Source organism: Streptomyces sp. Qhu_M48 (genome assembly GCF_051305195.1).
In the GTDB taxonomy this organism is placed as follows: domain Bacteria; phylum Actinomycetota; class Actinomycetes; order Streptomycetales; family Streptomycetaceae; genus Streptomyces.
Map to the genome: position 1 here is coordinate 251,804 of NZ_CP195432.1, position 18,726 is coordinate 270,529.

Sequence of the window (18,726 nt, forward strand, 5' to 3'; positions counted from 1 at the left end):
CTACGGAAGGCGGACATCATGGTGGCTCTTGTTCCCACGGAGACCCACGGCGACGAGCGCGGCGCGCTCCTCAACTTCATCGAGGCACAGCGGGCCGCGATCCGCCGCTCGCTCCACGGGCTCACCGAGGAGCAGGCGGCGAGCCGCCCCAGTGCCAGCGAACTCAGCCTCTCCGGCCTGGTCAAGCACGTCGCCGAGGTCGAGCTCAACTGGCTCCGGCTGGCCCAGCGGCGGCCGAACGAGCGCCAGCGCACCGGCGAGACCTGGGGCGACGGCTTCCGGCTCGTGGACGAGGAGACGATTCCGGAGGTCGTCGGCTTCTGGGCGGGCGTGGCGAAGGAGACCGAGGAGTTCGTCCGGTCCGTGCCCAGCCTCGACGACACCTTCCCGCTGCCCGAGGCGCCCTGGTTCCCGAAGGACGGGCAGGTGTCGATCCGCTGGATGCTGCTCCACCTCGTCCAGGAGGCGGCCCGGCACGCCGGGCACGCGGACATCGTGCGGGAGTCCCTGGACGGCAAGGGCTCCTACGAACTGATCGCGGCGGAGCAGGGCCGGGGCTGAGCCCCGGCCACCCCGCGCGCGTACCCTGGTCAAAATTGACTAGGAGGTACGGCCATGTCGGCGATCCGGCTGCTGGTCCTGGGCGCGGTGAAGCAGCACGGCCGCGCCCACGGCTACCAGGTGCGCAACGACCTGGAGTACTGGGGCGCCCACGAGTGGTCCCACGCCAAGCCCGGCTCGATCTACCACGCGCTGAAGCAGATGGCGAAGCAGGAGCTGCTGTACGCGCACGAGGTGGCGCCGAGCGCGGTGGGCGGGCCGCCGCGCGTCGAGTACGAGCTGACGGAGCGCGGCACGGAGGAGTACTTCGCGCTGCTGCGCGAGGCGCTGACCACGTACGACCAGAAGATGGACGTCCTGTCGGCGGGCATCGGCTTCATCGTCGACCTGCCCCGGGAGGAGGCGGCGGAGCTGCTGCGCCGCCGGGTGAGGGCGCTCGACGAGTGGCGGGCGGCGGTCACGGAGTACTACACGCCGGAGGGCGGTCCCGGTCAGCTCGGGCACATCGGCGAGATCATGCACCTGTGGGTCCACTCGGCTGACGCCGGCAAGGAGTGGACGCTCGGTCTGATCGAGCGGATCGAGGGCGGGGCGTACGTGTTCGCGGGGGAGGGGGACCCCTTCGTGGGTGTGCTGGCGGAGGGCGAGGAGAACCCCTTCGCGACCTGAACGGTCGACCCGGCCCGTCATTAATCAAGTTTGACCAACTGCTCCGCGAGGGCATACCTTCCTTCGTCGGCGGTGAGTGGTCAAATTTGACTACACTGATTTCTGGAGGAAATCGACATGTCAGCGACAGCGGACGCGATCGTCGTGCAGGGCGCGCGCAAGCGGTACGGGGAGAAGGACGCGCTGGCCGGCCTCGACCTGACCGTCGGCCGCGGCACCGTCCACGGCCTGCTCGGACCCAACGGCGCGGGCAAGACCACGACGGTGCGGATCCTGGCCACCCTCCTGCGCCCCGACGAAGGCCTGGTGCGGGTGGCGGGGCACGACGTACGGACCGAGGCGCGGAAGGTACGGCAGCGGATCGGGCTGCTCGGACAGCACGCCGCCCTCGACGAGGAGCTGGGCGGACGGCAGAACCTGGAGATGTTCGGCCGGCTCCACCACCTGGGGGCCCGACGCGCCGGGACGCGGGCCGACGAGCTCCTGGAACGCTTCGGCCTCACCGACACGGGACGCAAGCCCGTCAAGCGGTTCAGCGGCGGCATGCGACGGCGGCTCGACCTCGCGGCCTCCCTGATCACCGACCCCGAGGTCCTCTTCCTCGACGAGCCGACGACCGGACTCGACCCGCGCGGCCGCGGCGAGGTCTGGGAGTCGGTGCGCTCCCTGGTCGGCGGGGGCACCACGGTGCTCCTCACCACGCAGTACCTGGAGGAGGCCGACCAGCTCGCCGACCGGATCTCGGTCGTGGACCAGGGGCGGGTCGTGGCGGACGGCACGGCCGGTGAACTCAAGGCACGGGTCGGCGTCGACCGCATCGACGTCGTCGTACGGGACGCGGCACGGCTCCACGAGGCCGCCGGACTGCTGCCGGCGGCGCGGGCGGAGGTGAGCGTGGACACCGACCGGCGGTGGCTCAGCGCCCCGGTGACGGACCGGATGGCCTCGCTCGCCGAGACCGTGCGGGCGCTCGGTGAGGCCGGGATCGAGGCGGAGGACGTCGCCCTGCGGCGGCCGACGCTGGACGAGGTCTTCCTGCACCTCACGTCGCACGGGACGGCCCCCGGGGCGGGCCGCGAGAAGGAGGTGGCGGCATGAGCGCCGCGTACGTGATGAGCGACTGCTGGACGATGACCCGCCGGGAACTGGCCCACTGGGCCCGACAGCCCGTGCAGGTCCTGGTAGGGCTCGTGTTCCCGGTGATGATGCTGCTGATGTTCGGCTATCTGGTCGGCGGCGGGCGGAGCGTCGACGGCGACTACGTCGACTACCTGGTGCCCGGGATGCTCACCCTGACCATGGTGTTCGGGCTCGAAGGCACCATGACGGCGGTGACCCAGGACCTGAACAAGGGCGTGATCGACCGGTTCCGGTCGATGCCGATGACCGACGGCGCGGTGCTCGTGGGACGGGCCGCCGCCGACATGCTCCAGTCGACGGTGGGCCTCCTCGTGATGGTCGGCGTCGGGTACGCGATCGGCTGGCGGGCGAACGGCGGGCTCGGCAGCACCCTGGGGGCCCTGGGACTGCTGCTTCTGCTGCGCTTCGCGATGCTGTGGATCGGGATCTTCCTCGCCCTGGTCGCGGGGCGGGCCGAGCTGGTGCAGGCGGTACAGATCCTGGTCTGGCCCCTCGGCTTCCTCTCCAACGCCTTCGCCTCGCCGGACTCGATGCCGGGCTGGCTCGGCACGTTCGTCGAGTGGAACCCGATGTCGGCGACGGCCACGGCGGTCCGTGACCTCTTCGGCAACCCGGGCGGCGAGCCGGGGCACGTCGGGGCGGCGGTGGTGTGGCCGCTGGTGCTGCTCGCGGTCTTCCTCCCGCTGGCGGTACGGAAGTTCGGGCGGCTCGGGAAGTAGCGGCGCGGAGGTGGGAACCCGGAGGCGGCGAGCGGTGTATTGAAAGCAGCGGTTCACCGCGGACCGCCCCGGGGAGGACAGGGGGACCTGCGATGCGCAGGCCGACGGGAGTGGTCGGCGCCGTCGTGGCGCCGGTGTTGGTGGTGTTGGTGGTGCTCAGCGGGTGTACGGGGCTGGGTGCGGGGTCGGAGGAGTCGGGGTCGGGGGCCTCGAGTGCCTCGGGCCGGGGGGCGGATGCCTCGGGTCCGGGGGCGCATGGGGGGCTGGGATCGGGAGTTTCGGGGCCGGGGGCGCAGGGGGATGCGGGATCGGATCTGCTTCCCGGGCCGTATCCGCTTCCCGGGCCGTATCCGGGGGTGTTCGGGGCGCCGCCCCGGGTGCCGTCCGCGCCGGGGCTGCCCGGCTGGGCGCATGGTCTGGGCTTCGCGCGGGACGGCAGCGGGTTCGCGCTGCTCGTCGCGTGCGAGGGCGATCCGGCGGTGCCGGGGAGCGGCTTCTGCCGCCAGCACGTGGCCGTGCGGGACGCCGGGGCGCGGGAGTGGGTGCTGCGGCGGTCCCCGCTGCCCCGGATACCGGTGGCGGAGGGTGTCTCGGCCGACCTGCTCGCGCTCGGCCCCGGCCGGGCACTCGTCGAGGAGGGCGGTGCCGGGCCGGACGCGAGGACCTGGTTCACCCGGGACGGCGGCCGCAGCTGGCGTGAGGGCGACGGGCGTACGGTCGGGACGACCCCGGAGATACCCGTGGGGGCGGTGCTCACCACCGACTGTGCCACGCCGGCCGGAGCCCTGCCCGACGACTGCCAGCGGCACCGTCTCGTGGTGGTCTCGCCGGAGGACGGGCGGCGCAGGGCGCTGGCCCGGACGCCCCTGCTGGGGGCGCGCCCGCGGCCCCAGGACCAGCAGGAGCCCGACGGCTCCTGGTGGGTCTCGGGCACGGACCCGCTGTCGGGCCGGGCGGCGGTCGCCGTCTCGCGGGACGGCGGCCGGGGCTGGACGGTCGCCCGGCTGCCGAGTCCCGTGACGGCCCCCGGGTGGTACACGGCGGTCGCGGTGGGCCGGGACGCGGTGTACGCGGCGGAGATGGGGGAGTTGGCGGGCGGGGAGCCCGTCAAGAACCCGATGCGGGCACTGCACCGCTCCGTGGACGGCGGCAGGAGCTGGCAGCGGATGTGGACCACGGGACCGTCGGAGCAGCCCCGCACGCTCCTGGGGCTGCCGGTGCCGGGGCCCGGCGGCCGGGTCGAGATCGGCGGGGAGCTGTCGGGGTACGGGAGCGGGGACGGCGGACGGACCTTCGTCCGGCTCGGCGACGGCAGCCACCACACCCGCCGCACCCCGCTCGGCCTGCTGCGCGAGAGCTCGTCCTGTCGGTACGCGCTGACCGCGGACGGGGTGCGGTGGTCGGAGTTCCGGCTGGGCTGCGAGGGCGACGTGACCTGAGCCCGGAGCAGGCGCGGCGCCGCCTGGGGTGTGGGTCCGCTCAGTGGTGGAAGGCGGTGGCCGCGCTCTTGTCGTCGGTGAACGGACGCGACTGGTGCCGTAGTTCCGGCATCAGCCGGTTCAGGTCCTCGACGAAGAGGTCGGCCAGGTCGGCGGAGAAGCCGTTGCGGCAGACGACGCGGAGGACGGACAGGTCCTCCCGGTTGGCGGGGAAGGTGTAGGCGGGCACCAGCCAGCCCTGTTCGCGCAGGCGCCGGGACACGTCGAAGACGTCGAAGGAGGTGACGTCGGGTGCGGTGGTGAAGGCGAAGACGGGCAGTTGGTCGCCGCGGGTGAGGAGCCGGAAGTCGCCCATGGCCTCGATCCGTTCGGCGAGGCCGCGGGCGATGTCCCGGGAGGTCTGCTGCACGGCGCGGTAGCCCTCCCGGCCGAGCCTGAGGAAGGTGTAGTACTGCGCGACGACCTGGGCGCCCGGCCGGGAGAAGTTGAGGGCGAAGGTGGGCATGTCGCCGCCCAGGTAGTTGACGCGGAAGACGAGTTCCTCGGGGAGTTCCTCGGGCGAGCGCCAGAGGGCCCAGCCGACGCCCGGGTAGACCAGGCCGTACTTGTGACCGGAGGTGTTGATCGAGGAGACGCGGGGGAGCCGGAAGTCCCAGACCAGGTCCTCGTCGAGGAAGGGGGCGACCATGGCGCCGGAGGCGCCGTCGACGTGGACGGGGATGTCGAGGCCGGTGCGCTCCTGGAGGGCGTCCAGGGCGGCGCAGATCTCGGCGACGGGTTCGTAGGAGCCGTCGAAGGTCGAGCCGAGGACGGCGACGACCCCGATGGTGTTCTCGTCGCAGAGCGCGGCGGCGGACTCGGCGTCGAGGTGGAAGCGGTCGCCCTCCATGGGGACGAGCCGGGCCTCGACCTCCCAGAAGTTGCAGAACTTCTCCCAGCAGACCTGGACGTTGACGCCCATCACCAGGTTGGGGCGGGCGGAGCCCGGATAGCGGTCGGCGTTCCGTGTGGTCCAGCGGCGCTTGAGGGCCATTCCGGCCAGCATGCAGGCCTCGCTGGAGCCGGTGGTGGAGCAGCCGACGGCCGTGGTCGGGTCCGGGGCGTTCCACAGCTGGGCGAGCATGGCCACGCAGCGGCGCTCCAGCTCGGCGGTGCGCGGGTACTCGTCCTTGTCGATCATGTTCTTGTCGCGGCACTCGGCCATCAGGACGCCGGCCTGGGGCTCCATCCAGGTGGTGACGAAGGTGGCGAGGTTGAGACGGGAGTTGCCGTCGAGCATCAGCTCGTCGTGGACGAGCTGGTAGGCGCTCGCCGGGGGGAGCGGGCCGTCGGGCAGCCGGTGGTGCGGCGGTGCCTCGGTCATGCCGCCGACCGGGTTGGCCTCCCCGAAGAAGGGGTTGAGCGCGAGCCTGCGCTCGGGTCCGGCGGGGGAGGCGGCGGGCCCCTGGTGCAGCGGCATGGGAACTCCTTGTATCCGGTGAGGGAGAGCGGGTCAGTGCAGGGAGCGGCCCTGCTCGTCGAGTTCGAGCTGGGGACGGCCGGTGACGATCAGCCAGGCGGGGAGGGAGGCCAGGCAGAGCAGGGCGAGCATCGCGGGTGAGGACGCGAGGACCGCGCCGGTGAAGAGGCTGATCCAGCCCTGCCGGGTGGTGGCGAGCAGGACGCCGAGGACGGCGGAGGAGATGGCGACCGACGGATGGACCTCGGGGACGAGGGCCTGGGCGAACATCCCGAAGGCGGCGCCGATGAAGACCGCGGGGAAGATCCGGCCGCCGCGGAAGCCGCAGGAGGCGGCGACGACGAGGGCGAGGAGTTTGACCGCGGCCATCTTGGCGAGTTCGCCCGAGGACCAGCCGCCGATGGAGGAGGTGAGCTCCTTGACCTGCTCCAGGCCCTTGAAGAGGGTCAGGGGCCCGCCCAGGGCGCCCAGGAGGCCGAGGACGAGGCCGCCGAGCGGCAGCATCAGCATGGGGTGGCGCAGGCGTCCGAAGGCGGCGTGGAGGTAGGGGAAGAGGTGGCAGGAGGCGAGGCCGAAGAGGGCCGCGGCGGAGGCGATCACCAGGGCGGCGAGGAGGTCTCCCCAGCCGGGGTCGGTGAGCGGCGGGAGCCCCATGTCGAAGCTGGGTTCGGCGAGCAGCTGGGTGGTCATCGCCCCGGCGCCGGCGGCGACGAGCGGGGCGAAGAGCCGGTCCCAGAGCGAGCCGCGTCCCGGCCGGCCCGCGAGGGCCTCGGAGATGACGAGGGCGGCGGCCACCGGAGTGCCGAAGAGGGCGCCGATGGTGCCGGCCGAGGCGAGGGCGACCCAGGCGGCGCCCGGTACCGCGGGCGCGGCCTTGCGGCCGAGCCAGTAGGCGAGGGCGATGTTGCTCGCGATGATCGGGTTCTCGGGGCCGAGGCTGACTCCGCCGGCGAGTGCGAGGGTGCTCGCCAGGAGGAGTCCGGGGACGACCCCGGGGGCGAGCGGCGCCCCGCCGAGGCCGGTGGAGGCCGGGTCGGGGCCCGCGTGTCCGGGCACCTTCCAGACGACGAGGCCCACGGCGATGCCGGTCGCCGTGAGCATGATGATGATCCAGAGGGAGGAGTGACCGCCGATCCCGAGGGCGTCCGGCAGGTCGTCCCAGAGGACGCCCTCGAACTTCTCGGCGAGGGCGCTGATCCCCAGGAACAGCAGGCTTGTCGCCACCCCGACCACGAGTGCGGGCAGTACCTGCGGCAGCAGGATCCGCAGAGGGGTCGCGTCGGCGGGGGATGACGGAGCGGGCGGAGCGTGATCGGTGGTCACCGCCCCACCATAAGTGAGCAAATGCCGCACAACATCCCGAGATTCGGGCCGAACGGACGTCCACCTCATGGCGCGTCAGGCCGGCGCGACCACCTGCCCGCAGAGCTGCGGGAGGGTCCCCGGTCGGCAGTGACCCTGCCGACCGGGGACCCTCCCGGGCACCCTCGTACCGCCGTCCGGGCGCCCGCCGACCCGCTGCGGGCCGGGCGCCCGAGAACCGGGGCCCGGTCCGCCGGGCCGGGTGCCGGGGGATCAGGCACCGGGCGTGCGACGGTCAGGCGCGTGGGGCGATCACCACGGCCGTGCCGTACGCGCACACCTCCGTGCCCACGTCCGCCGCCTCCGTCACGTCGAAGCGGAACATCAGGACGGCGTTCGCGCCGCGCGCCTGAGCCTGCTCCACCAGGCGTTCCATCGCCTGGTTGCGGGTCTGCACCAGGGTCTTCGTCAGACCCTTCAGCTCCCCGCCGATCATCGACTTCAGTCCCGCGCCGATCTGGCTGCCCAGATGGCGTGAGCGGACGGTGAGTCCGAAGACCTCACCGATCACCTGCCGGACCTCGAAGCCCGGCACGTCGTTCGTCGTCACGACCAGCACGTCGGGTTGCGGCCCCTGGCCGCCCCCGTACTCGTCGATGCCCATCGGCATGCACCTCCTGACCCCCCAGCCTCATGGGCTCAGCGGCTCTCCGCATCCTGTGGGGGACGGGGAACCGGGCGCGTTCGGCTCGCGTTGATAGCTTGGGGCCAGCCGTCCCCCATGCCCCCACCGACCGCAGGAGCCCGGAAACCCGTGAACACGCTTGCCCTCGGACCGAGCTGGCTGGACCCGGACTATCTGATTCAGACCTTTGGTCCGATCGGTGTCCTGGCCATCGTCTTCGCCGAGTCCGGCCTCCTCATCGGGTTCTTCCTGCCCGGCGACTCGCTGCTCTTCACCACCGGCCTGCTCATCACCACCGGCAAGCTGGACATGCCGCTGTGGCTGATGTGCACGCTGATCGTGGCCGCGGCGGTCATAGGCGACCAGGTCGGATACCTCTTCGGGCGGAAGGTCGGCCCGGCCCTCTTCAAGCGCCCCGACTCGAAGCTCTTCAAGCAGGAGAACGTCGAGAAGGCCCATGAGTTCTTCGAGAAGCACGGCCCGAAGTCGCTGATCCTGGCCCGCTTCGTCCCCATCGTGCGGACGTTCACGCCGATCATCGCCGGCGTCAGCCGCATGAACTACCGCCTGTTCATCACGTACAACATCATCGGCGGCGTCCTGTGGGGCGCGGGCGTGACCATCCTCGGCGCCCTCCTCGGCAAGATCGACTTCGTGCACCAGCACATCGAGATGATCCTCATCGGCATCGTCCTGATCTCTGTCGTGCCGATCGTGATCGAGGTCCTGAGGTCTCGCTCCCAGTCGAAGAAGGCACAGGCCAGGGGCGACCAGGGCACCCCCGGTGACCACGACGCCCCCGGCACCCCCAACCCGCCCCGCGGCCGGCACGCCAAGCGCTGATCCGGGAGACCGACACGCCACAGGGGCCCCGCACACCGTGCGGGGCCCCTGCGCGTTCCCCCGAAGCCGAAGCCGAAGCCGAAGCCGAAGCCGAAGCCGAAGCCGAAGCCGAAGCCGAAGCCGGAGCCGGAGCTAGAAGCCCCTGGTCCGCTTGGCCGCCCGGCGGGCCGCGGCGGCGCCCGGGGCCTGCATGAAGAGGCGGGCCAGCTCGCCCCCCAGGTTCACGCCGATCGCGATCGCCAGGGCGAGCGCCGAGGCCTTCGCCAGCGAGGCGAAGCCCTGGTCCAGGTTGTTCTGGGCGATCGCGAGCACCCCGAAGTAGGTCGCCGAACCGGGCAGCAGCGGGCCGATCGCCGCCGTCACGTACGGCAGCGAGGAGGTGTGCTCGTAGCGGGCGATCAGCTGCCCGAAGAGCCCCACGAGACCGGCCGCCACCGCCGTCGCCATGACCGTCGAGCCATCCGCCGTCACCGCGATCGACGCGTAGATCACCCACGCCACCCCGCCGTTCAGCGTCGCGAAGAGCACCGTCGCCCGCGACTGCTGCAACAGGATCGCGAAGGTCGCGCACAGCACCATCGACGCCAGGATCTGCGTCACCGGCCGCTCCACCGCGTTCAGCGCCCCCTCCGGGTTCAGCTGGGCGTCGAACTGCACCGCGATGTACAGCACCGACAGCACGCCCACCACGATCGCGACGAAGAAGTACGCGACCTCCAGGAGCCGGGCCGAGGCCGTGATGTAGAAGCCGGTCAGGCCGTCCTGCACGGCCGCCACGAGCGCCCGTCCCGGAATCAGCGCGAACAGACCACCGGTGATCACCGCCGACGGGCGCAGATCCGCGTGCAGCATGGTGAGGAGCACACCCATCGCCGCCGGCGGCATCGCCGCCACCAGGAACTGGTAGAACTCCGGCAGCCCGCGCCCCGCGCACAGCCACGCGAGCCGGTCGCCCAGCACCGCGCCGAGCGCGGCGACGAAGAAGACCGTCAGGCCGCCGCCGAGCAGCACCGAGGCCGCGCCGGCCAGCACCCCCGCCGCGGCCGTGAGCACCCAACCGGGGTACGGGTGCCGGTTGCGCCGTATCTCGGCCAGCCGCCGGTACGCCTCCTCGGGCGTCACCTCGTGGGCGCTGGCGTTGATGTCGGCGAGCAGCGTGTAGACGGCCGCGAGCCGGGTGTAGTCCGTGCCCCGGCGCCGTACCGTCCGGTTCGCCGTGATCGGGTCGTCCACGAGCGAGGGCTGGTACGTGACGGACAGCAGGGTGAAGGTGACCGTCGGCTCGACCCGGTCGAGACCGTACGAGCGGCAGATCGCGAACATCGCCGCCTCGACGTCCTCCGCGCCCTCCCCGCCCGCGAGCAGCAGCTCGCCGATGCGCAGCGTCAGGTCGAGCACGCGCGGCACCGAGGGGCCGGTCTCGTCCTCCTTGCGCAGCGCCTCCGGAACGGGCCGCTCACCCACCGGCAGCCGCAGCATGGTCCGCATCCGGTCCTGCCACGGCGCGTCCTGCGAGAGCCGCACCAGGGGCACCCCGTACGCCGGGGTGAAGGCGGGCGGCGAGTTCCTGGCCGAGTAGGTGGCCGGCGTCGCGAACGCCGAACCCTCCTGCTCGGGCGGCGGTTCGGGCGTGAGGCCCGGCGGAAGGGAGAACTCGGAGGTCGGATGCTCCTCCTCGGGTGGCGCGGGCTGCTCCACACCGGCGGGTGGCACGAACGCGCTCCGTGCCTCGTCCGACTGCGGCTTCCGGTCCTCCGGTGCCCCGCCCTTCGAGCCGTCCGGCTCCACCACCACTCTCTCCGCCTCACTCCCTAGGGAATCGTGGATTCCAGTATGGGTGTGCGACGGGTGTGCGAAAGGCGGTACACCCCGAGGGTGCACCGCCTGTCACACGATCAGAACATCAGCCCATCGGGCCGAGGGGCTCAGTGGCCGCCCTGCTCCTTGGCGCGCGCGTACGACTTCTCGATCTCTTCCTCGGCCTCGGCGCGACCGACCCAGTCGGCGCCCTCGACCGACTTGCCCGGCTCCAGGTCCTTGTAGACCTCGAAGAAGTGCTGGATCTCCAGGCGGTCGAACTCCGACACGTGGTGGATGTCCCGCAGGTGCTCCATGCGCGGGTCGGTGGCCGGGACGCACAGCAGCTTGTCGTCGCCGCCCGCCTCGTCCGTCATGCGGAACATGCCGATGACACGGCACTTGATGAGGCAGCCCGGGAAGGTGGGCTCGTCGAGGATGACGAGCGCGTCCAGCGGGTCGCCGTCCTCACCCAGGGTGTTCTCGACGTAGCCGTAGTCGGTCGGGTAGGCCGTCGACGTGAAGAGGCGGCGGTCCAGGCGGATGCGACCCGTCTCGTGGTCGACCTCGTACTTGTTACGCGATCCCTTGGGGATCTCGATGAGAACGTCGAACTCCACGGGTGGCTCCTCCTGAATCAACACAAGTGAATGCTCGCGACGACGCGCGGTGGTTAAGTGTCCCTCACGCACGTGTGTGATCGCGAAAGGGGCTGGTCAGCAATGCCCGAGCCGAGGATGTGGCAGCTCACGGCGGGCTCCGCCGCCCTCGGACTGGCCCTGGCCGCCGTGGCGGTGACCACGGCAGGCCCGTGGGACTCGGGTCAGCGTACGGCCGAGCGCGCCCGCGCCGCCGCCCCGCAGGCGGGTGGCGCACGTCACGCCCCGGCCCCCGCGCCCGCCCCGCCCCGCCGCCCCGCGCCCGCCCCGAGCGCCCCCGGCGTCCTCACCGCGCTGCACGCCCCCACCCCCGCGGGACACCCCGCGAACCTCGCCGCCGTCCTCGGCCCCCTCCTCGCCGACCCCGGACTCGGCCCGCGGCGCACCGCCTCCGTCGTCGACACCGCCACCGGCACACAGCTCTACGGCGAGGGCGCCGCCACCCCCATGACCCCCGCCTCCACGGTCAAGATCGCCACCGCCGCCGCCGCGCTCTCCGCCCTCGGCCCCGACCACCGCATCGCCACCACCGTCACCGCCGCCCCCGACGGCCGGACCGTCACCCTCACCGGCGGCGGCGACCCCACACTCGACCCGGCCCGCCTCAAGGCCCTCGCCGCCGACACCGCCCGCGCCCTCACGGCCCGCGGCCACACCTCCGTACGGCTCACCTACGACACGAGCCTCTACCCGGGCCCCACCCTCCACCCCATCGGCCCCAACGAGAACATCGCCCCCGTCGTCGCCCTCATGACCCGCGAAGGACGCCTCGACGACAGCACGAGCGGCCCCGCACCCCGTACCGCCGACCCCGCCGGCGACACCGCCAGGACCTTCGCGGAGCTCCTCACCCGCGCCGGGGTCGAGATCACCGGCGCCCCGGCCCCCGGCCGCGCCCCCCAGGCCACCCCCCTCGCCCGGACCCACTCCGCCCCCCTCGCCGACCTCGTCGAGCGCACCCTCACCCACAGCGACAACGACCTCGCCGAAGCCCTCGCCCGGCAGACCGCCCTCGCCCGGAAGCAGCCCGCGAGCTTCGACGGCGCCGCCAGGGCCGTACGCGACGAACTCACCCGGCTCGGCCTCCCCGTCACCGGAGCCCGCTTCGCCGACGGCAGCGGACTCGACCGCCGCGACCGCGTCTCCGCCGCCCTCCTCACCGGGCTCCTCACCCGAGCGGCGGACCCCGCCCGCCCCACCCTGCGCCCGCTCCTCACCGGACTCCCCGTCGGCGGCTTCACCGGCACCCTCACCGACCGCTTCGACACCGCACCCGCCACCGCGGGCGCCGGACTCGTCCGCGCCAAGACCGGCACCCTCACCGGCGTCAACACCCTCGCCGGGACCGTCGTCACCCCCGACGGACGCCTCCTCGCCTTCGCGTTCCTCGCCGGACGCACCCTCTCCCCGTACGAGGCGCAACCCGCCCTCGACCGGCTCTCCGCGGCCCTCGCCGGCCAGGACTGACCGCCCCGCGGCCCGGCCCCCACCCCGCCCGGACCCGGCCGGGCCCCCGCCCCGACCCGCCCGGAAGCCGTCCCGAACCCGCACCGAACGCGCTCCGAGACCGTACGGTTGACGCATGACGAGCATCGGTGGCGCAGGCACATCCGGGATGGTCGACTGGAACCTCGCGGTCGCGACCGCGACCCGCCTCGTACGGCCCGGACCCGAAGTCGGCCGCGACGAGGCCCGCGAGATCGTCGCCGAACTCCGCAGGCACGCCAAGGCCTCCGAGGAACACGTCCGCGCCTACACGCGGATGATCCCCGAGGGCGTGGAGCCGCACGACACCCCCGTCCTGATCGTCGACCGGACGGGCTGGATCAAGGCCAACGTCGCAGGCTTCCGCGAACTCCTCACCCCGCTCCTCGGCAAGATGCAGGACCGCCGCTCCGCCAACCCCGGCAGCGCCGTCCTCGGCGCCGTCGGCGGCAAGGTCACCGGCGTCGAACTCGGCATGCTGCTGTCCTTCCTGGCCTCCCGCATCCTCGGCCAGTACGAGACCTTCGCCCCCGCCACCCGCGCGCTCCCCGCCGGACCCGACGGCGGCGGACGCCTCCTCCTCGTCGCGCCCAACATCGTCCACGTCGAACGCGAACTCGAGGTCTCCCCGCACGACTTCCGGCTCTGGGTCTGCCTCCACGAGGAGACCCACCGCACCCAGTTCACCGCCGTCCCCTGGCTACGTGACCATCTCCAGGGCGAAATCCAGTCGTTCCTCGCCGCCACCGACGTCGACCCCGGCACCGTCGTCGAACGCCTCCGCGACGCCGTCCAGACCCTCGCCGGCGGCCGCCCCGAGGCCGAGGAGGGCGAGCCCGCGCCCTCCCTCGTCGAACTCGTCCAGACCCCCGAACAGCGCGAGATCCTCGGCCGCCTCACCGCCGTCATGTCCCTCCTCGAAGGCCACGCCGACTACGTCATGGACGGCGTGGGACCCCAGGTCGTGCCCTCCGTCGCCGAGATCCGCGAGAAGTTCCAGCAGCGCCGCGCACGGGGCGCCTCCCGCCTCGACCTGGCCCTGCGCAAGCTCCTCGGCCTCGACGCCAAGCTCCGCCAGTACCGCGACGGCGAGCGCTTCGTCCGCGCCGTCGTCGACCAGGTCGGCATGGACGGCTTCAACCGCGTGTGGACCTCCCCCAACACGCTCCCCACCAAGACCGAGATCGCCGCCCCCGCCGACTGGATCGCGAGGGTGCACCGTAAGGCAGACTCCTGAGACAGGTGCGGCGGACGGCACAGGAACACGTCAGAACACCTCGCCAATCACCCATCCGAGGGACCCTGGGCATGGGGTGAGGCGTGCAATGCTCGGGTAACGGCCCGGTTTCTGTCACCATCGACGCACTCTGAGTGACCGAACCCCCCATTCCGACCGTTAAGACTCCGACCGAGGCACCCCACCCCATCACGAAGGGCACCGGACATGGGTCCCCATCCTGCGGTCGCGGCGATACGCCTGGCGGTCCGCCGCGTACTCCACGACGTTCTCACCGAGCACCAGACCGACACCGCCCCCACACGCGACGCACGCCCCCCTCTCGTGCTCGTCGCCTGCTCCGGAGGCGCCGACTCGATGGCGCTCGCCTCCGCCCTCGCCTTCGAGGCCCGCAAGCTTCCCGTGCGCGCCGGCGGCATCACCGTCGACCACGGACTCCAGGACGGCTCCGACACCCGCGCCGACGAGGTCGCCGGACGCATGACCGCACTCGGCCTCACCCCCGTCGAGGCCGTCGCCGTCACCGTCGGCCGCGAAGGAGGCCCCGAGGCCGCCGCCCGCGACGCGCGGTACGCGGCGCTCGACGCCGCCGCCGAGCGCCACGGAGCCACCACGATCCTCCTCGGCCACACCCGCGACGACCAAGCCGAGACCGTCCTCCTCGGCCTCGCCCGCGGCTCCGGCATCCGCTCGCTCTCCGGCATGGCCGCCATCTCCGGCGCCGCCGGACGCTACCGGCGCCCCTTCCTCACCCTCGACCGCCAGACCATCCGCAAGGCCTGCATCGCACAGGAACTGGCCGTCTGGGACGACCCCCACAACAGCGACCCCGCCTACACCCGCTCCCGCCTCCGCCACGAAGGCCTCCCCGCCCTGGAGAAGGCCCTCGGCAAGGGCGTCGTCGAAGCCCTCGCCCGAACGGCCCAGCTCTCCCGCGACGACGCCGACGCCCTCGACACCTGGGCCGCCGACGCCGAGACCTCCGTACGCGACGAGGCCGGCGCCCTCGAATGCGCCAAGCTCCACGGGCTGCCCCCCGCCGTACGCCGTCGCGTCCTGCGCCGCGCCGTCATCGCCGAGGGCGCGCCCGCCGGCTCCCTCTTCGCCCGGCACATCGAAGAAGTCGACCGGCTCATCACCGGATGGCGCGGCCAGGGGGCCATCAACCTGCCCGGACGCGTCGAAGCCCGCCGCCAGGGTGGCAGACTGGTCATCCGGCAAGGCTGACGCACGCTGCAACGAAAGTGACCCGGGTGAACGAGAAGGACATGGGCACCGACCTCCAGTCGGTGCTCATCACCAAGGAAGAGATCGACGCCAAGCTGGCAGAGCTGGCCGCGAAGATCGACGCGGAATACGCGGGCAAGGACCTGCTCATCGTCGGCGTCCTCAAGGGCGCCGTGATGGTGATGGCGGATCTGGCTCGCGCCCTTTCCACCCCCGTCACCATGGACTGGATGGCCGTCTCCTCCTACGGCGCCGGCACCCAGTCCTCGGGCGTCGTCAGAATCCTCAAGGACCTCGACACCGACATCAAGGGCAAGCACGTCCTGATCGTCGAGGACATCATCGACTCCGGCCTGACGCTGTCCTGGCTGCTGTCGAACCTCGGCTCGCGCGAGCCCGCCTCCCTCGAGGTCTGCACGCTCCTGCGCAAGCCCGAGGCCGCCAAGGTCGCGATCGACGTCAAGTGGATCGGCTTCGACATCCCCAACGAGTTCGTCGTCGGCTACGGCCTCGACTACGCCGAGAAGTACCGGAACCTTCCGTTCGTCGGCACGCTCGCCCCGCACGTCTACGGCGGCTGACAGCCCAAGGCTGACAGTCCCGGCAGACGGGGAACCCCGACCGCCTTCCCCCCGTTGAACCACGGGAAGGCGGTCGCGGGCGACGATGCTGAGGTACCGTCCGAAGAACAGCTTTTTCACACAGCAGCTCTCACAGCAGCATTTTCCTACGGGCAGGAGGGACGGGGCGTTCTCGCTCCGTATGGATGGACGTGAAGCGATACTTCCGTGGGCCGGTCATGTGGATCGTGCTGGCCGTCCTCGCCGTGGTCGTGCTGATGCAGGTCGTCGGCTCGTCCGAGGGCTACAAGACGGTGGACACCGGCAAGGTCGTCCAGGCGATCGACAAGAACCAGGTCAAGCAGGCAAAGATCACCACCGGTGACGAGCAGATCATCAAGATCGAGCTCGTCGACGGCCAGAAGATCGACAAGAGCAGCAAGGTCCAGGCCAGCTACATCGGCAGCCAGGGCGTGGACCTCGCCGACAAGCTCCAGGAGAAGTTCGAGGCCGGGCAGATCGAGAAGGGCTACACCGTCTCGCCGACGAAGCAGTCGCCCTTCGTCTCGATCCTGCTCTCCCTCCTGCCCTTCGTCCTCATCGTGGTCGTCTTCCTCTTCCTGATGAACCAGATGCAGGGCGGCGGCTCCCGCGTCATGCAGTTCGGCAAGTCCAAGGCCAAGCTCATCACCAAGGACACGCCGAAGACCACCTTCGCCGACGTCGCGGGCTCGGACGAGGCCGTCGAGGAACTCCACGAGATCAAGGAATTCCTCCAGGAGCCGGCGAAGTTCCAGGCCGTCGGTGCCAAGATCCCCAAGGGCGTCCTGCTCTACGGCCCGCCCGGAACCGGCAAGACGCTCCTCGCGCGCGCCGTCGCCGGCGAGGCCGGGGTGCCCTTCTACTCGATCTCCGGCTCCGACTTCGTCGAGATGTTCGTCGGCGTCGGCGCCTCCCGGGTCCGCGACCTCTTCGAGCAGGCCAAGGCCAACGCGCCCGCCATCGTCTTCGTCGACGAGATCGACGCCGTCGGACGCCACCGCGGCGCCGGCCTCGGCGGCGGTCACGACGAGCGCGAGCAGACGCTCAACCAGCTCCTCGTCGAGATGGACGGCTTCGACGTGAAGGGCGGCGTCATCCTGATCGCCGCCACGAACCGGCCCGACATCCTCGACCCCGCCCTCCTGCGCCCCGGACGGTTCGACCGGCAGATCGCCGTCGACCGACCGGACATGCTGGGCCGTCTGGAGATCCTCAAGGTCCACCAGAAGGGCAAGCCGGTCGCTCCGGACGTCGACCTCGGCGCCGTCGCCCGACGCACCCCCGGCTTCACCGGCGCGGACCTCTCCAACGTCCTCAACGAGGCGGCACTCCTCACCGCTCGCGGCGACCAGAAGCTGATCGACAACAACGCTCTGGACGAAGCGATCGACCGAGTGGTCGCGGGCCCGCAGAAGCGGACCCGGATCATGTCGGACAAGGAGAAGAAGATCACCGCGTACCACGAGGGCGGACACGCCCTGGTCGCGGCGGCCCTGCCGAACTCCGACCCGGTCCACAAGATCACCATCCTGTCCCGCGGCCGCGCCCTGGGCTACACGATGGTGCTGCCGGAAGAGGACAAGTACTCCACCACCCGCAACGAGATGCTCGACCAGCTGGCGTACATGCTGGGTGGGCGCGCGGCGGAGGAGCTCGTCTTCCACGACCCGACCACGGGCGCGGCGAACGACATCGAGAAGGCCACGGCCACCGCTCGCGCGATGGTCACGCAGTACGGCATGACCGAGCGTCTCGGCGCGATCAAGTTCGGTGGAGACAACACCGAGCCCTTCCTCGGCCGTGAGATGGCGCACCAGCGCGACTACTCGGAAGAGGTCGCCGCGCTGGTCGACGAAGAGGTCAAGAAGCTCATCGAGACCGCTCACAACGAGGCCTGGGAGATCCTCGTCGAGAACCGCGACGTCCTCGACAACCTGGTCCTCGCCCTCCTGGAGAAGGAGACGCTGGGCAAGGAGGAGATCGCCGAGATCTTCACCGCCATCACCAAGCGCCCGGCCCGCCCGGCCTGGACCGGCTCCTCCCGCCGTACCCCGTCCACGCGTCCGCCGGTCCTCTCCCCCAAGGAGCTGGCCCTGACGAACAGCGCGAACGGCTCGGCGACCCCGGCGGTCGACACCACGAAGGGCATCGAGATCGCCCCCGTGGACCCCCCGTCCGAGGACTGACCGCCCCACCCCGGAATGGCTGCCGCGCCCCCACAGGTTTTAGCCTGTGGGGGCGCGGCATTTCGCGCACATCAGTCAGACGGAACGAGGCACAGAGATGACCGACCCGGTGACGCTGGACGGCGAGGGCACGATCGGCGAGTTCGACGAGAAGCGCGCCGAGGCCGCCGTACGGGAGCTCCTCATCGCGGTCGGAGAGGACCCGGACCGCGAGGGTTTGCAGAAGACGCCTGCACGCGTTGCACGTGCATACAGGGAATTGCTGGCGGGGATGCGCCAGGATCCTGAGGATGTCTTGACCACGACTTTTGATCTCGGGCATGATGAAATGGTCCTCGTGAAGGATATTGAACTCGTTTCCTTCTGTGAACATCATTTGCTCCCGTTCCACGGCGTGGCCCATGTGGGCTACATCCCGGCGGACAGCGGCAAGATCACGGGTCTCTCGAAGCTGGCGCGTCTGGTCGACGTCTTCGCGCGGCGCCCGCAGGTCCAGGAGCGCCTGACGACGCAGATAGCCGACTCGCTGATGCGGATTCTCGAGGCGCGTGGCGCGATCGTCGTCATCGAGGCCGAGCACATGTGCATGTCGGTGCGGGGCATCCGCAAGCCGGGCGCCAAGACGACCACCTCGGCGGTGCGTGGCCAACTGCGCGACGCTACCACCCGTGCCGAGGCCATGTCCCTGATTCTGGCCCGTTAGTAGCGGACTGCCC

The 18,726-nt window shown here is 71.5% G+C and carries 17 protein-coding genes; 12 read left to right on the plus strand and 5 right to left on the minus strand.

Annotation, left to right across the window (positions count from 1 at the left end):
• The first annotated feature begins 18 nt into the window (after positions 1-18).
• The 5 genes from ACRRSS_RS01435 to ACRRSS_RS01455 all read left to right on the plus strand — a co-directional run bounded on the left by ACRRSS_RS01435 (position 19) and on the right by ACRRSS_RS01455 (position 4,528).
• The gene (locus ACRRSS_RS01435; RefSeq protein ID WP_435969400.1) at positions 19-561 is read left to right on the plus strand and encodes a DinB family protein; all 543 of its coding nucleotides are present in this window, start codon (positions 19-21) and stop codon (positions 559-561) included.
• Positions 562-615: 54 nt separating this feature from the next.
• On the plus strand, positions 616-1,230 hold the full coding sequence (locus ACRRSS_RS01440) for a PadR family transcriptional regulator (RefSeq protein WP_435969401.1): 615 nt from the start codon (positions 616-618) through the stop codon (positions 1,228-1,230).
• Between the two features lie 117 nt (positions 1,231-1,347).
• Positions 1,348-2,328: an ATP-binding cassette domain-containing protein gene (locus ACRRSS_RS01445; RefSeq protein WP_435969402.1), complete on the plus strand. Its 981-nt coding sequence runs from the start codon at positions 1,348-1,350 to the stop codon at positions 2,326-2,328.
• Positions 2,325-3,089, plus strand: coding sequence for an ABC transporter permease (locus tag ACRRSS_RS01450; protein WP_435969403.1), 765 nt, complete (start codon positions 2,325-2,327; stop codon positions 3,087-3,089). Before ACRRSS_RS01445 ends, ACRRSS_RS01450 begins: the two co-directional genes overlap by 4 nt.
• 377 nt (positions 3,090-3,466) lie before the next feature.
• Positions 3,467-4,528 carry an exo-alpha-sialidase gene (locus ACRRSS_RS01455; RefSeq protein ID WP_435969404.1) on the plus strand — a complete coding sequence of 354 codons (1,062 nt, stop codon included), beginning with the start codon at positions 3,467-3,469 and terminating at the stop codon, positions 4,526-4,528.
• Between the two features lie 40 nt (positions 4,529-4,568).
• On the opposite strand, the gene ACRRSS_RS01460 is transcribed toward ACRRSS_RS01455, so the two are convergent.
• The 3 genes from ACRRSS_RS01460 to ACRRSS_RS01470 all read right to left on the minus strand — a co-directional run bounded on the left by ACRRSS_RS01460 (position 4,569) and on the right by ACRRSS_RS01470 (position 7,953).
• Positions 4,569-5,987, minus strand: coding sequence for a glutamate decarboxylase (locus tag ACRRSS_RS01460; RefSeq protein WP_435969405.1), 1,419 nt, complete (start codon positions 5,985-5,987; stop codon positions 4,569-4,571).
• Between the two features lie 33 nt (positions 5,988-6,020).
• Entirely contained in the window at positions 6,021-7,310 is a 1,290-nt protein-coding gene (locus ACRRSS_RS01465) for an ion channel protein (protein ID WP_435969406.1), read from the minus strand.
• 274 nt (positions 7,311-7,584) lie between these two features.
• Positions 7,585-7,953 carry a YbjQ family protein gene (locus tag ACRRSS_RS01470; RefSeq protein ID WP_189832167.1) on the minus strand — a complete coding sequence of 123 codons (369 nt, stop codon included), beginning with the start codon at positions 7,951-7,953 and terminating at the stop codon, positions 7,585-7,587.
• Between the two features lie 150 nt (positions 7,954-8,103).
• On the opposite strand from ACRRSS_RS01470, the gene ACRRSS_RS01475 reads away from it, so the two are divergent.
• Positions 8,104-8,817 (plus strand): DedA family protein, encoded by a 714-nt coding sequence (locus ACRRSS_RS01475; protein ID WP_435969407.1) that lies wholly within the window; start codon positions 8,104-8,106, stop codon positions 8,815-8,817.
• 132 nt (positions 8,818-8,949) lie between these two features.
• Here ACRRSS_RS01475 and ACRRSS_RS01480 read toward each other — a convergent pair whose 3' ends face one another.
• Both ACRRSS_RS01480 and ACRRSS_RS01485 read right to left on the minus strand, forming a co-directional pair.
• Positions 8,950-10,611: a threonine/serine ThrE exporter family protein gene (locus ACRRSS_RS01480; RefSeq protein WP_435969408.1), complete on the minus strand. Its 1,662-nt coding sequence runs from the start codon at positions 10,609-10,611 to the stop codon at positions 8,950-8,952.
• Between the two features lie 131 nt (positions 10,612-10,742).
• A complete protein-coding gene (locus ACRRSS_RS01485) occupies positions 10,743-11,234 on the minus strand; it encodes an inorganic diphosphatase (protein WP_141300520.1) in 492 nt (163 codons plus the stop codon).
• Between the two features lie 102 nt (positions 11,235-11,336).
• Here ACRRSS_RS01485 and dacB point away from each other — a divergent pair, with 102 nt between their 5' ends.
• The 6 genes from dacB to folE all read left to right on the plus strand — a co-directional run bounded on the left by dacB (position 11,337) and on the right by folE (position 18,713).
• Positions 11,337-12,740, plus strand: coding sequence for a D-alanyl-D-alanine carboxypeptidase/D-alanyl-D-alanine endopeptidase (gene dacB / locus ACRRSS_RS01490; RefSeq protein WP_435969409.1), 1,404 nt, complete (start codon positions 11,337-11,339; stop codon positions 12,738-12,740).
• 115 nt (positions 12,741-12,855) lie between these two features.
• Positions 12,856-13,995, plus strand: coding sequence for a zinc-dependent metalloprotease (locus tag ACRRSS_RS01495; protein ID WP_435969410.1), 1,140 nt, complete (start codon positions 12,856-12,858; stop codon positions 13,993-13,995).
• A 207-nt stretch (positions 13,996-14,202) separates the two neighbouring features.
• Complete coding sequence (gene tilS / locus ACRRSS_RS01500) at positions 14,203-15,222, plus strand: tRNA lysidine(34) synthetase TilS (RefSeq protein WP_435969411.1); 1,020 nt, start codon at positions 14,203-14,205, stop codon at positions 15,220-15,222.
• A gap of 41 nt (positions 15,223-15,263) precedes the next feature.
• The gene (gene hpt, locus ACRRSS_RS01505) at positions 15,264-15,803 is read left to right on the plus strand and encodes a hypoxanthine phosphoribosyltransferase (protein ID WP_030219931.1); all 540 of its coding nucleotides are present in this window, start codon (positions 15,264-15,266) and stop codon (positions 15,801-15,803) included.
• 185 nt (positions 15,804-15,988) lie between these two features.
• A complete protein-coding gene (gene ftsH / locus ACRRSS_RS01510) occupies positions 15,989-18,010 on the plus strand; it encodes an ATP-dependent zinc metalloprotease FtsH (RefSeq protein WP_435969412.1) in 2,022 nt (673 codons plus the stop codon).
• Between the two features lie 97 nt (positions 18,011-18,107).
• Positions 18,108-18,713 (plus strand): GTP cyclohydrolase I FolE, encoded by a 606-nt coding sequence (gene folE, locus ACRRSS_RS01515; protein ID WP_435969413.1) that lies wholly within the window; start codon positions 18,108-18,110, stop codon positions 18,711-18,713.
• Positions 18,714-18,726 lie beyond the last annotated feature (13 nt).

Bases quoted from the DNA above. Each gene is read 5' to 3' on its own strand.
- ACRRSS_RS01435 (WP_435969400.1), top strand. From the start codon at position 19: ATGGTGGCTCTTGTTCCCACGGAGACCCACGGCGACGAGCGCGGCGCG.
- ACRRSS_RS01440 (WP_435969401.1), top strand. From the start codon at position 616: ATGTCGGCGATCCGGCTGCTGGTCCTGGGCGCGGTGAAGCAGCACGGC.
- ACRRSS_RS01445 (WP_435969402.1), top strand. From the start codon at position 1,348: ATGTCAGCGACAGCGGACGCGATCGTCGTGCAGGGCGCGCGCAAGCGG.
- ACRRSS_RS01450 (WP_435969403.1), top strand. From the start codon at position 2,325: ATGAGCGCCGCGTACGTGATGAGCGACTGCTGGACGATGACCCGCCGG.
- ACRRSS_RS01460 (WP_435969405.1), bottom strand. From the start codon at position 5,987: ATGCCGCTGCACCAGGGGCCCGCCGCCTCCCCCGCCGGACCCGAGCGC.
- ACRRSS_RS01470 (WP_189832167.1), bottom strand. From the start codon at position 7,953: ATGGGCATCGACGAGTACGGGGGCGGCCAGGGGCCGCAACCCGACGTG.
- dacB (WP_435969409.1), top strand. From the start codon at position 11,337: ATGCCCGAGCCGAGGATGTGGCAGCTCACGGCGGGCTCCGCCGCCCTC.
- ACRRSS_RS01495 (WP_435969410.1), top strand. From the start codon at position 12,856: ATGACGAGCATCGGTGGCGCAGGCACATCCGGGATGGTCGACTGGAAC.
- tilS (WP_435969411.1), top strand. From the start codon at position 14,203: ATGGGTCCCCATCCTGCGGTCGCGGCGATACGCCTGGCGGTCCGCCGC.
- hpt (WP_030219931.1), top strand. From the start codon at position 15,264: ATGGGCACCGACCTCCAGTCGGTGCTCATCACCAAGGAAGAGATCGAC.
- ftsH (WP_435969412.1), top strand. From the start codon at position 15,989: ATGGACGTGAAGCGATACTTCCGTGGGCCGGTCATGTGGATCGTGCTG.
- folE (WP_435969413.1), top strand. From the start codon at position 18,108: ATGACCGACCCGGTGACGCTGGACGGCGAGGGCACGATCGGCGAGTTC.